At 52.5% G+C, this 11,884-nt stretch carries 11 protein-coding genes and 1 other RNA gene; 1 reads left to right on the forward strand and 11 read right to left on the reverse strand.

Features of this window, described 5'->3' with window-relative positions; all coding sequences use genetic code 11:
- Positions 1 to 99: 99 nt before the first annotated feature.
- A complete protein-coding gene (locus tag ACZ481_RS20070) occupies positions 100 to 597 on the reverse strand; it encodes an HNH endonuclease (protein WP_464767113.1) in 498 nt (165 codons plus the stop codon).
- 77 nt (positions 598 to 674) lie between these two features.
- Positions 675 to 1,021: a transfer-messenger RNA gene (gene ssrA, locus ACZ481_RS20075) on the reverse strand.
- Positions 1,022 to 1,192: 171 nt separating this feature from the next.
- Here ssrA and ACZ481_RS20080 point away from each other — a divergent pair.
- Complete coding sequence (locus ACZ481_RS20080; protein WP_464770663.1) at positions 1,193 to 2,101, forward strand: DMT family transporter; 909 nt, start codon at positions 1,193 to 1,195, stop codon at positions 2,099 to 2,101.
- Here ACZ481_RS20080 and smpB read toward each other — a convergent pair whose 3' ends face one another.
- The 9 genes from smpB to gpmI form a co-directional block, all read right to left on the reverse strand.
- On the reverse strand, positions 2,102 to 2,572 hold the full coding sequence (gene smpB / locus ACZ481_RS20085; RefSeq protein WP_144351313.1) for an SsrA-binding protein SmpB: 471 nt from the start codon (positions 2,570 to 2,572) through the stop codon (positions 2,102 to 2,104). It abuts the gene before it with no gap.
- 78 nt (positions 2,573 to 2,650) lie between these two features.
- Positions 2,651 to 4,921, reverse strand: a complete 2,271-nt coding sequence (gene rnr, locus ACZ481_RS20090; RefSeq protein ID WP_464767114.1) for a ribonuclease R — start codon at positions 4,919 to 4,921, stop codon at positions 2,651 to 2,653.
- Between the two features lies 1 nt (position 4,922).
- A complete protein-coding gene (locus ACZ481_RS20095; protein ID WP_464767115.1) occupies positions 4,923 to 5,318 on the reverse strand; it encodes a PaaI family thioesterase in 396 nt (131 codons plus the stop codon).
- Between the two features lie 20 nt (positions 5,319 to 5,338).
- Complete coding sequence (locus tag ACZ481_RS20100) at positions 5,339 to 6,070, reverse strand: alpha/beta hydrolase (protein ID WP_464767116.1); 732 nt, start codon at positions 6,068 to 6,070, stop codon at positions 5,339 to 5,341.
- A gap of 178 nt (positions 6,071 to 6,248) precedes the next feature.
- A complete protein-coding gene (locus ACZ481_RS20105; protein ID WP_464767117.1) occupies positions 6,249 to 8,255 on the reverse strand; it encodes a sodium-translocating pyrophosphatase in 2,007 nt (668 codons plus the stop codon).
- Between the two features lie 81 nt (positions 8,256 to 8,336).
- On the reverse strand, positions 8,337 to 8,567 hold the full coding sequence (gene secG / locus ACZ481_RS20110) for a preprotein translocase subunit SecG (protein ID WP_144351318.1): 231 nt from the start codon (positions 8,565 to 8,567) through the stop codon (positions 8,337 to 8,339).
- 189 nt (positions 8,568 to 8,756) lie between these two features.
- Positions 8,757 to 8,996 (reverse strand): hypothetical protein, encoded by a 240-nt coding sequence (locus ACZ481_RS20115; protein ID WP_464767118.1) that lies wholly within the window; start codon positions 8,994 to 8,996, stop codon positions 8,757 to 8,759.
- 27 nt (positions 8,997 to 9,023) lie between these two features.
- A complete protein-coding gene (gene eno / locus ACZ481_RS20120) occupies positions 9,024 to 10,313 on the reverse strand; it encodes a phosphopyruvate hydratase (RefSeq protein ID WP_464767119.1) in 1,290 nt (429 codons plus the stop codon).
- A 12-nt stretch (positions 10,314 to 10,325) separates the two neighbouring features.
- A complete protein-coding gene (gene gpmI, locus ACZ481_RS20125) occupies positions 10,326 to 11,867 on the reverse strand; it encodes a 2,3-bisphosphoglycerate-independent phosphoglycerate mutase (RefSeq protein ID WP_464767120.1) in 1,542 nt (513 codons plus the stop codon).
- Between the last annotated feature and the right edge of the window lie 17 nt (positions 11,868 to 11,884).

Genomic DNA, 11,884 nt, shown 5'->3' on the forward strand with positions numbered 1-11,884 from the left:
ATGCATATTGCTTTCTGGGAACCTTTTAAGCCAGCAACTTATTTTAGGCGGTATTGTTCAATCTGATCAGATAGTCCAGTACTTATTCTTATTTCATTTCTAGTATATATATAAGCCCGCTTCTTCCTTTGCCTCATTCTTACAGTTGCTCACAAACGTCTTGGTTCCCATCTCATAGTTACATTTTGCATGACTAAAAGCGATATTGTCCAGGTCGTAAAAAAGCTGGGCCGGGTTGTCGCTTAGGACCCAGGATTCCTTGTGATCAATGGTAAATTCGCCGATATCGTTAATTTTCCGGCCACAACGAAAACAGGTATCCATATTGCACTTTTTGGCCAGGTCAAACATTAATATTTTATTCAGCTTTGACTTGGCGGTACTTAGCTTTTCACCCAGGAGCTCTTCTATTTTCTTTGTTCGCCGCTGATATGGTTTTAATCCGTCATCAGGTGTTTTATGCCGTATTTTATTTGCATAAGAAGCTGTACAGCTAAGACTGCAAAAAAAATGATTACGGCCAGCCCGCAACTGACGCCGTATTTCCTTTTCCTCTTTTTCAAAATCCTTCCCGCAAAAGTGGCATGTTAGACGCATAACAAAACCTCCACCCAATAATATATAATACAGGTCATAAACCCATTATACATCAGGTGGAGGCGACAATCATGTTGTGGTGGAGGCGAGGAGAATCGAACTCCTGTCCAAGAATGTTACTGCATAAGCTTCTCCGAGCGCAGTCGGTGATTTAAAATTTCGCGCCGTTGACGCCCACAGACAGGCTTCGCCGTTGCTATCTCGATAAAGTTTCCCAGTCGGCTCTCCGAGAATTGAGCTTCAGGTATCCCACTAATTGACGCCCTATCCTAGGCCGCGGGAGTGCGCAGGCAGGACGTTAGCATTAAGCTGCTAAAGCGTATTCTTCGTTTGCGTTTACTTTTTTCCACCGTGTTGACGGGCTGATGGAACCCCGGCTCGCTACCTATACCATAACTACCCCTGTCGAAACCAGTACGCCCCCATATCAATAAGGGGATCTGGGATTACTGCTGGATTTGCAAACAAAGCATATACTGCTTTATTCGTTTATTATATCATAAACCTCATGTTCAGCCAAATAAAACTTTTACCATCTTAGTACCCATATACAGGATTAATATTACCTATGCCGAATATATTGGGGCTAGAGGAGGTGATTATCTTGTCATCACAACATACCGGGATGCTGCTGGTCGCAGCTTCAGCCGCCGGCTTTGCCACCCTGGCAATTTTCATTAAGTTTGCTTATGCTGCCGGCGCCAACATTATCACCATTCTGGCCGGACGGTTTGTCCTCGCCGCAATTTGCCTGGCACTTATTCTAAAATGGCGTGGTATTCCGCTGGCAGTCGATAAAAAGTTACTGCGCGACCTCTCGCTGATGGGCGGTTTGGGTTATGGCTCCATGTCCCTGCTGTTCGCCCTCGCGGTCAAATACCTGCCGGCCTCACTGGCGGCAATGCTGTTGTATACCTATCCGGCCATCGTCAGTTTGCTGTCTTTTGGCCTTGGCGACGAACAGTACACCTGGCCGAAAGGGGCGGCGCTCACCATCTGTTTTTCCGGCTTGTTCCTGGTTCTCGGCGTCTCCTTTGAGAATGCCAGCCTGCTCGGCTTTGCTTTTGGCCTGGGTGCCGCTGCCGTCTACTCAGTCTACATTGTTGTCGGCAACCGGCGCCTGAAGCAGGTTGATGCCATGGTTACCACTACCTATGTATGCGCATCGGCGGCGCTCGTTTTCGTTCTGGCCGGGCTCCTTACCGGCAGCTTTACCTGGAGCCTGTCATACCAGGGCTGGCTGGCGATCATTGGTATTGCCCTCATCCCCACTATTGTCGGGATTATGGGCTTTTTTGCCGGCATGAGCCGGATTGGCGCTACCAGTGCTTCCATTATCAGCACCACCGAACCGGTAATAACCGTGCTGCTGTCCGTGATCCTGCTTAATGAAAAAATAACGCCGCTGCAGATCGGCGGCGGCGTACTAATCCTGGGCGGCATATTGATTTTGCAGCTGTGGGCTGAAAAAAGCAAGTGCACACAGGCAGTGGAACAACAATAATTATTCCTTCTGCCTGTCGCGCAACGCCCGTTCCATGTCCCGCTTAGCATCCCGCTCAGCAAGGTCCTGCCGTTTGTCATAGGTATGCTTGCCACTGGCCAGCCCCAGCTCTACTTTGACTTTGCCTCTGGTAAAATACATTTTAAGCGGCACCAGTGTATAGCCTTTTTCCTTAGTCTTGCCAATCAGTTTATTGATTTCATAGCGGTGCATTAAAAGCTTGCGGGTCCGCAACGGTTCATGATTAAAGCGATTGCCCTGCTCATAGGGGCTAATGTGCAGATTGTGCAGCATAAGCTCCGCATTATCAATTCTTGCATAAGAATCCTTCAGATTCGCTTTGCCTGCCCGGAGTGATTTCACTTCGGTGCCGGTCAGAGCAATGCCGGCTTCATAGGTTTCATGAATATGATAATCGTGACGGGCCTTCCGGTTCTCCGTTGCTATTTTTATGCCTGCTTCCTTACTCACCGCTGCTCACCTCTTAGAATCGTCAGATACGCATACCTATTGTAGCTGATTTACCGTCTTACGTCAATTCCGGCCCCATCATTTTTTCGTTGCCCGCGGCTTCTTGGGTTTAGCCACAGCAACCGGTTTCTTTTTAGCAGCGGCTGTTTGGTTTTTAGCAGCGCCGCCGCGCCCCGTCCCCGGACGGCTGCGTTTCTTTTCCGGCTTGCCAACGGCCTGCAGTGATTTTCCTTCCGTTGCCACCAGATAATCAATGGTCCGGTCGGCGGGATTTACCTTGGAGACAATAATCCGGACACTGTTGCCCAGCCGGTAGATATTGCTGGTCCGCTCCCCAATCAGGGCATACTGCTCCTCAACATACTGGTAGTAGTCGTCCTCCAGGCTGGACACCCGGACCAGACCTTCAATGCCATTGGTAATCTCAACGAAAAAGCCAAAAGCGGTTACGCCACTGATAATCCCGTCAAACTCCTCCCCGACAAACTGGGCCATATACTCGACCTTCTTAAGATCCACTGTGGCCCGTTCCGCCTCGGCCGCCGCCCGTTCCCGCTCCGACGAGTGCAAGGCGATCTCTGGCAGCATCACCGATAATTTTTGACTGCGCTTGGCGGAAATATCGCCGGTGGTAAAGGTTTCCCGGATGATGCGATGCACGATCAAATCCGGGTAGCGCCTGATCGGCGAGGTAAAATGGGTGTAATAGGTGGCGGCAAGACCAAAGTGACCCAGGTTCTCGGCATCATACCGGGCCTGCTTCAGTGACCGGAGCATAACGGTACTGATAATGCGCTCCTCCGGCCGGCCGGCAATCTTGCTTAACACACGCTGCAGCGCCATCGGCTGAATTTCCTGCGTTTTCGGGATATGCTGGCCAAAATTGCCCAGCAGCACATTTAACCGGCTCATTTTTTCTTCATCCGGCTCTTCATGCACCCTGAACATAGAGGGTACGCCCAACCAGTGCATATGTTCCGCGACCGTCTCGTTGGCGACCAGCATAAATTCCTCAATAATGGATTCGGCAATGCTCCGGATCCTTTTTTCAATGGCAATGGGGTGCCCCGCCTCGTCCAGCTTAACCTTTATTTCCGGGAAATCGAAGTCAATCGCCCCCCGGCGCATGCGGCGGTCCCGCAGAATCCGGCACAGCCTTTCCATCTCTTCCAGCGGCGCCACCAGGTCTGCATAGGTAGCCCGCAGCTGTTCATCATGGTCGGCAATAATCTGGCGCACAACCGTATAGGTCAGCCTGGTTTTTACCCTGATAACACTGGGAAATATTTCATGATTTATCACCTGGCCGCGGCCGTCGATTTCCATCTGCGCGGTCAGGGCCAGTCGGTCCTCACCGGCATTTAAGCTGCAAATCCCGTTTGACAGGCGTGGCGGCAGCATCGGCAGCACCCGGTCAACCAGATAGACACTGGTGCCCCGGATTCTGGCCTCATTATCCAGAGGCGTATTTTCCCGTACATAGTGGCTGACATCGGCAATACTCACATTCAATAAATAACGGCCGTTTTTGAGGCGCTCCACATAGACCGCATCATCCAGGTCCTTGGCATCCTCGCCGTCAATTGTCACCATATTAAGCGCCCGCAGGTCGCGGCGGCCCAGCAGGTCCTCATCACTTATCGTTGTTTTGACCCGTTCGGCCGCTTTTTCAACCGCCGGTGGAAACTCGGTCGGCAGATTATGTTTCTTAATAATGGATAATATCTCAATCCCCGGGTCGCCCTGGCGGCCTAAAACCTCAATAATGCGGCCTTCGGCACTTTTCTGTTTCTGGGGCCATTCTGTAATTTCAACAACAACCTTGGAGCCGGTTTTAGCGCCCATAAACTCTTCTTTGGGTATGAAAATATCCCGGCCGATTTTCCGGTCATCAGGCAAAACAAAACCGAAATTACGGCTGGCCTCGAAGGTTCCCACCACTTTGCGGTTTGCCCGGGTAACCACCCGGATAATTTCCCCTTCCACAGCTTTACCGGACAGATGCCGTTTGTGCATCCTGGCTACGACCCGGTCGCCGTGCATCGCCCCGCCAATCGCATCCGGCGGAATAAAGACATCCTCAAGCTCCGTGTTTTCCGGAAGAATAAAACCAAAGCCTTTGGTGGTTGCCGAAAATTTACCGACAACAAGGTTCATGCGGTCAGGAATTCCATACTTGCCATAGCGGGTTTTTATGATCGCCGCGGTCGCTTCGAGCTTGTCCAACACCAGCCAAAACTCTTCCAGCTCTTTGCCGCGAATACTCAACCCGTCAGCCAAATCCTCGGCAGTCAGCGGTTTGTACGCTTCTTCCCGCATAAACTCCAGGATTCTTTCAGCTAAGTCCATGTTATTCATCTCCTTTTATCGCAACTATCGCCTTTCCCTCAGCTGTTACTGTTCCATCCGGCAAGGTAATGTTGCCGGCCAGTTCATACATTTTTCCCCGTTGGCCGGTAATCCATCCACTAATCGTTAATTCTTGCCCAATTGGTGTGGGCTGGCGAAACCTAACCTCCAGCCTGGCAGTGACGGCATTAAGTCCCCGGGCATGCAAATAACGGGCCATAACCTCATCAAGCAATGTACTTACCAGTCCGCCATGCATAACACCGTCATACCCCTGATGTTCGGGACCTGGGACAAAAGTAGTCAGATATCGCTGATCTTCTTCACGAAAGGAAAGTTTCATGCCGATGGGGTTACGCGAACCGCAGCCGAAACACCATTGATTGCTCTCGTCCATAATGCACCTCACAGTATTTTTTAAGCCAAAAACTGGTCAAGTTTATGAAAAACAAAATCCCGTTCTACATCAAGGGTAACAATATGACCGGACTTATTGAGCCACACCAGCTGCTTTTCGGCACTGCCCAGCTTATCATAGATATATTGGGCACTTTCCGGTTCCACCGTATGTTCGGTCTTGGATTGTATAATGAGGGCCGGTACGGTAACTGCCGGCAACACCCCTCTGACATGCTTGACAAGCTCCAGCAGGCTGGACAGGCTGCTGAGCGGCGTTACCTCATAAGTAATAGAATATTCCTCAGCGGCATCGGCCAGGCGCTTGCGCTTTTTGGGAACAAAATTGGTAAACAGGCGGTACAGCGGCAGGTATTTCAGACGCTTATTGGCGATATAGATCGGGGCGCTGATAACGGCCAGCCGTCGAAGCGGATATTCACTGGCCAGTTTAAGTGACAGCAGCCCGCCCATGGATAAGCCCACCGCCGCTACGCTGGTGCAAATACCGGTTAACAGGTGATACCCGTCTACGACACTGTCGTACCAGTGAGGCCAGGCAGTTTTCGCCATTTCATCCGGAGTGGTCCCATGCCCCGGCAGCCGTGGTGCAAATACAGTATAACCCAAGTTGTTTAAATATTCTCCTGCCAGGCGCATCTCTGACGGCGCACCGGTAAAACCATGTACCAGCAATACGCCTTTTTCACCGCCTTGCAGGAAAAAAGGCTCAGCCCCTCGCATTAAAGCCACATACAATTCCCCCAATGTCGAAGTAATTTACTCTATCTACTGCGCAGAAGTAATTTTGACGGCCCGGCAGCGGCTGAACAATCCCGGTAAAACAAACCCAATAGTATTATTATACCATTATCTGACACAATAACAAAACGCCAAGCTAAAAAATAGCCTGGCGTTTATAGCAATCAGTTTAGAAGAACAGCAGCGGCGCTATGATGAGCGAGATGGTGCCGGCTACTTTAATCAGCGGATTCATGGCCGGACCTGAGGTGTCCTTAAACGGATCGCCCACAGTATCGCCGATAACGGCAGCCGCATGGGTCGGCGTGCCTTTGCCGCCATATTTGCCGGTCTCAATCCATTTTTTGGCATTATCCCAGGCACCGCCGGCATTGGACATGAAGAGTGCCATCAGTACGCCGGCAGCAGTAGCACCGGCCAGGAAGCCGGCTAACGCTTTTGCTCCCAGAATAAAACCTACCAGGATGGGGGCACCGACCGCGAAGATACCAGGCAGCATCATCTCCCGGATTGCTGCTTTGGTGCTGATATCCACACAGCTTGCATAATCAGGGCGCCCGGTTCCTTCCATAATCCCGGGAATCTCACGGAACTGGCGGCGAACCTCGGCAATCATTTCAAATGCAGCCTTGCCGACAGCTTCCATAGTAAAGGCGCATACCAGAAACGGCAGGGTCGCACCCAGGAAGATCCCGATAATTACAGCCGGCTCCGTCAGATTGATTACCAGATGGCCATCGACCAGCAGGCCGGACAGTTTCGGGTTCTTGGCAATCTCTTCCCCAAACGCGGTAAACAGGGCCAGGGCGGTTAACGCGGCAGAACCAATGGCAAAACCTTTGGCAATGGCGGCGGTGGTATTGCCGACCGCATCCAGTTTGTCAGTGGTTTTGCGGACTTCCGGACCAAGCTCCGCCATTTCGGCGATGCCGCCGGCATTGTCGGCCACAGGGCCAAACGAGTCAACAGCAACAACCATACCGGCCGTGCAGAGCATGCCCATCGCCGCCATGGCAATACCGTAAATGCCGGCCTGGCTATAAGCAACCCAGATGGCAACGGCAAACACCAGCATCGGCAAACCAGTGCTTCTCAGGCCAAGGGCAATACCGGCAATCACATTGGTAGCCGGACCGGTTTGCGAGGCATCGGCAATATGCTGGGTCGGTGCCTTATTATTAGCGGTATAGTATTCTGTGATCATACCAACAAGAACGTTAACAGCCAGGCCGCAGATAACGGCAATGGTAATCCCTACGGCTTTGCCCGGCAGCATGGCACTGGCAATCGCATAGGCAGCAACAGCAACAAGGATATTAGTTCCCCAGATGCCTCTATTCAGAGCCGCCAGGGGATCGCCGTCTTCACTGGTTCTAACCAGGAATGTGCTGACAATGGAGGCAAAAATACCGGCTGCGCCAATCACCAGCGGGAACAGCACGCCGTTAATATTGCCAGGGAACACGGTTTGGCCGATAAGCATGGCCGCAATGGCGGTCGCAGCATAAGATTCAAACAGGTCGGCGCCCATACCGGCGGTATCGCCAACGTTGTCACCCACATTATCGGCAATAACGGCCGGGTTGCGGGGATCATCCTCAGGAATGCCGGCCTCGACCTTACCAACAAGGTCGGCGCCTACGTCAGCCGCTTTGGTAAAAATACCGCCGCCGACACGGGCAAAAAAAGCGATGGCACTGGCGCCAAAGGCAAAGCTGTTAATAACAACAGGGTCGCCGAATACTATGTACAGACCTGATACACCCAGGAGTCCAAGACCGGCAACCGACATGCCCATGACCGCGCCGGCCCGGAAAGAAACCCCAAGGGCTTTATTAAGGCTGGTGCGGGCGGCCTCGGTAGTGCGGGCATTGGATTTGGTCGTGGCCGTCATGCCTACGTACCCGGCAATGGCCGAGCAGACAGCCCCTACCAGGAAAGACACCGCCAATTTGTACCCATCAACGTAAAATAGTATAAAGAAAATGACGATAGTGAACGGGATGAGGGTTTTGTACTGACGATTGAGAAAAGCCATCGCCCCTTCAAAAATTGCCTGTGAAATATCTTGCATTTTGGGGTTACCCGGGCTTTCTTTCAAAACACTAGCCATCAAATAACCGGCAAATGCCAGCGCCACAAGACCAGCAAACGGCGCAATGTACAATAAATCCATGTTCTTACTTTCCCCCTTTGAACTAGACCTCAAAAATACCTCAATATGCTGGAGAGTCTCCAGCAATTGAGGTTAGTGACCCTACTGCATTAATTTGACCAGAATCATGGTAACAATGCCAAACAATGCAGCAATAATAATTGTTGCTTTTGCCAGAATCTCATCAAGCCCTTTGCGCTTGCCGCCAAAAATGGATTCGGCGCCGCCGGCTATTGAGCCTGATAAACCGGCACTCTTGCCTGACTGCAGCACTACCACTGCAATTAATACAATCGAAAGTACTGCCTCCAGAATCATCAGCCCTGTTATCACTTTTTAACCCCCTTCGCGACTGAACCATTAACCCCTGCTGTAATGTGCTTGCCAAGGCCTGACAATATTCTAACACACTTAATTGATACTTGACAATTATTTAGTAAATATTTTCACTATTTTTCCATACATATTTTACCCTTTTTGTAAAAATTTAAACAGCCGGCACTAACCGGCTGTTTATGCATCTTACTGGCGCTGACGGGAGGTTTGCACCGGCTGGTGATAATCAACCCGGGACGCGGTGTTGGTAACATGGGTATTCAGGCGGCTGGTACAGCCAAACCGGCCCTCATCCTGCTGGATTACCTCCATGTCGGAACTGCCGCAATGGTCACAGACCTTATGGCTCAAGCATTCCATCAACTCTGCCTCACACTGGTACAGGTAACCGCAGCTGCTGCACCGAATCAGATATCCCTTCGGCATCTAGTTCACCTCCTTCCGGCGCGAACCTTATCTTAGGTTATAGAAAACTTTCCGGCCCCGGTATTGGGCCAGATCTCCCAGTTGTTCCTCAATCCGGAGCAGTTGGTTATACTTCGCCACCCGGTCGGTCCGGGCCGGGGCACCGGTTTTGATCTGGCCGGCATTCACAGCTACGGCAATATCGGCAATGGTAGCGTCCTCCGTCTCGCCGGAGCGATGGGAGATAACGCAGGTATAACCGGCCCGCTTCGCCATTTCGATGGCGTCAAAGGTTTCGGTCAGGGTGCCGATCTGGTTCACTTTCACCAGGATGGAGTTCGCCGTTCTGCTGGCAATGCCCCGGCTTAAGCGTTCCACATTGGTAACAAACAAATCATCGCCTACCAGCTGAATTTTGCCGCCCAACCGCTCGGTCAGGAGTTTCCAGCCGTCCCAGTCATCTTCCGACATGCCGTCTTCAATCGAAATAATCGGATATTTGTCAACCAACTGACTATAGTATTCCACCATTTCCGCCGGAGTTTTCACAACACCTTCCCCTTCGAGATGGTAATTTCCGTCTGCTTTAAATAATTCAGTGGCGGCAACGTCAAGGCCCAGCATAACCTGCTCACCCGGTTTATAGCCGGCCTTTTCAATCGCTTCAATAATAACCTTGAGGGCTTCTTCATTGGAAGCCAGATTAGGGGCAAAACCGCCTTCGTCCCCGACGGCAGTGGCCAGCTTCCGGCCGGCAAGCACCTTTTTCAGGCTGTGATAGATTTCCGAGCCCATTCGCAGCGCCTCGGCAAAGCTGTCGGCCCCTACGGGCAGCACCATAAATTCCTGCACATCCACATTATTATCGGCATGTTTGCCGCCATTTAAGATATTCATCATCGGTACAGGCAGTTCTTTGGCATTCGTGCCGCCCAGATACTGGTATAAAGTCAGACCCGATGCGGCCGCGGCCGCTTTGGCAACAGCCATCGATACACCCAGGATCGCATTGGCGCCTAATTTTTCTTTGTTCGGCGTGCCGTCAAGCTCCAGCAGCGCCTGGTCTACGCCAAGCTGATCCAGGGCATCCATGCCGACAATCTCCGGCGTAATCAGTTCATTCACGTTTTCCACAGCCTTAAGCACACCTTTGCCAAGATAACGGGCACTGTCACCGTCGCGCAGCTCCACCGCCTCGTAGGCGCCGGTGGAGGCCCCGGAGGGAACAGCCGCCCGGCCCAAGGTGCCGTCTTCCAGTAAAACGTCAACCTCTACCGTGGGATTGCCGCGGGAATCCATAATCTCCCGGGCCAGAATATCAACAATCGTCGTAGACATGTCATTCTCCTCCTATTTTTCCATCAGACTTTTGCCCGTCATTTCCGGCGGCTGTTCCAGACCTGCCAGTTCTAAAACAGTGGGGGCAATATCGGCCAGAATCCCTTCGCGCAGCCTGCGGCCCCGCTGGGACTCGGCCACCATGATAAACGGCACTTTATTCGTAGTATGAGCAGTGAACGGATCACCGGTCACAGAATCTTTCATCATTTCGCAGTTGCCATGATCAGCGGTAATCAGGGTAATGCCGCCCCGGGCCCGCATCGCCTCAACCAAACGGCCGACGCAGTTGTCAACCGTTGTCACCGCCTTGATGGCGGCCTCCAGAACCCCGGAATGCCCAACCATATCGCCATTGGCATAATTGAGGATAATCAGGTCATATTTGCCGGACTGTATCGCCTCAATCACCTTGTCCGTGACTTCCGGGGCACTCATCTCCGGCTGCAGATCATAAGTGGCGACCTTCGGCGACGGGATCAGCACCCTGTCCTCACCGGGGAAGAGGTTTTCCTCACCGCCGTTTAAGAAGTAGGTAACATGGGCGTATTTTTCCGTCTCGGCAATCCGCAGCTGCGTATAGCCGGCTTTGCTGAATACCTCGCCCAGGGTATTGGCCGGATGCCTGGCCGGAAACGCCACCGGCACACTGGAGCTTTCATCATACTGGGTCATACTGGCAAAATACAGCGGAAAGCAGCCGTTGGCCCGCTCAAAGCCGTCAAAGGCGGGATCGGTCAGCGCCCAGGTCAGTTGCCGGGCCCGGTCCGGACGGAAGTTAAAAAAGATAACCCCGTCATTGGGTTTAATGCCCGTATAGCCGCAGCCGGCAATGACTGTCGGTTCGATGAATTCGTCGGTGACCCCCGCCTGATAAGCGGCCTCCACGGCGGCGGCGGCACTGGTCGCCTCCGTGCACTGACAATGAACAATCGCCTGATACTGCTTGCTGACCCGCTCCCAGCGCTTATCCCGGTCCATCGCGTAATACCGGCCGGCAATGGTGGCAATCTCCCCGGTCCCTAGAGCCGCCATTTTTGCTTCCAGGGCGGTAATATAGGTAGTGGCACTGGTTGGCGGCACATCCCGCCCGTCCAGAAAAGCATGGACGTAAACGGTCCCGATGCCGTACCGCTTCGCCAGTTCCAGCAGGGCATACACATGGGTAATGTGACTGTGTACCCCGCCGTCCGACAATAAGCCCATCAAATGCAGCGCCGTACCGGCGGCTTTCGTTTGCTCGCAGATCCGGCAGAGTACGGGGTTGCTGAAAAAATCGCCGTCGGCAATCGCCTTGCTGATCCGGGTAAGCTCCTGGTAAATAATGCGGCCGGCGCCAATATTCAGGTGACCCACCTCGGAGTTCCCCATCTGCCCGGCCGGCAGCCCAACCGCTTCGCCGGAGCAGATAAGCCTGGTTGCCGGGTATAACTCGGTTAGCAGACTGATATGTGGCGTATCGGCCCTGGCAATCGAGTTGAACTCGTCATCCTCACGGCCAATGCCCCAGCCATCCAGAATTACAAGCGCAATGGGCGCTGCTAGTTTTGCCATCGTTTCTCTCCTTTGTC

The sequence above is a fragment of the Sporomusa intestinalis genome, from assembly GCF_055383785.1.

What these genes read in the sequence shown, in the direction of transcription:
- ACZ481_RS20070 (WP_464767113.1), bottom strand. Translation starts at nt 597, where the DNA reads ATGCGTCTAACATGCCACTTTTGCGGGAAGGATTTTGAAAAAGAGGAA.
- ACZ481_RS20115 (WP_464767118.1), bottom strand. Translation starts at nt 8,996, where the DNA reads ATGCCGAAGGGATATCTGATTCGGTGCAGCAGCTGCGGTTACCTGTAC.
- gpmI (WP_464767120.1), bottom strand. Translation starts at nt 11,867, where the DNA reads ATGGCAAAACTAGCAGCGCCCATTGCGCTTGTAATTCTGGATGGCTGG.
- rnr (WP_464767114.1), bottom strand. Translation starts at nt 4,921, where the DNA reads ATGGACTTAGCTGAAAGAATCCTGGAGTTTATGCGGGAAGAAGCGTAC.
- ACZ481_RS20105 (WP_464767117.1), bottom strand. Translation starts at nt 8,255, where the DNA reads ATGGATTTATTGTACATTGCGCCGTTTGCTGGTCTTGTGGCGCTGGCA.
- eno (WP_464767119.1), bottom strand. Translation starts at nt 10,313, where the DNA reads ATGTCTACGACGATTGTTGATATTCTGGCCCGGGAGATTATGGATTCC.
- ACZ481_RS20095 (WP_464767115.1), bottom strand. Translation starts at nt 5,318, where the DNA reads ATGGACGAGAGCAATCAATGGTGTTTCGGCTGCGGTTCGCGTAACCCC.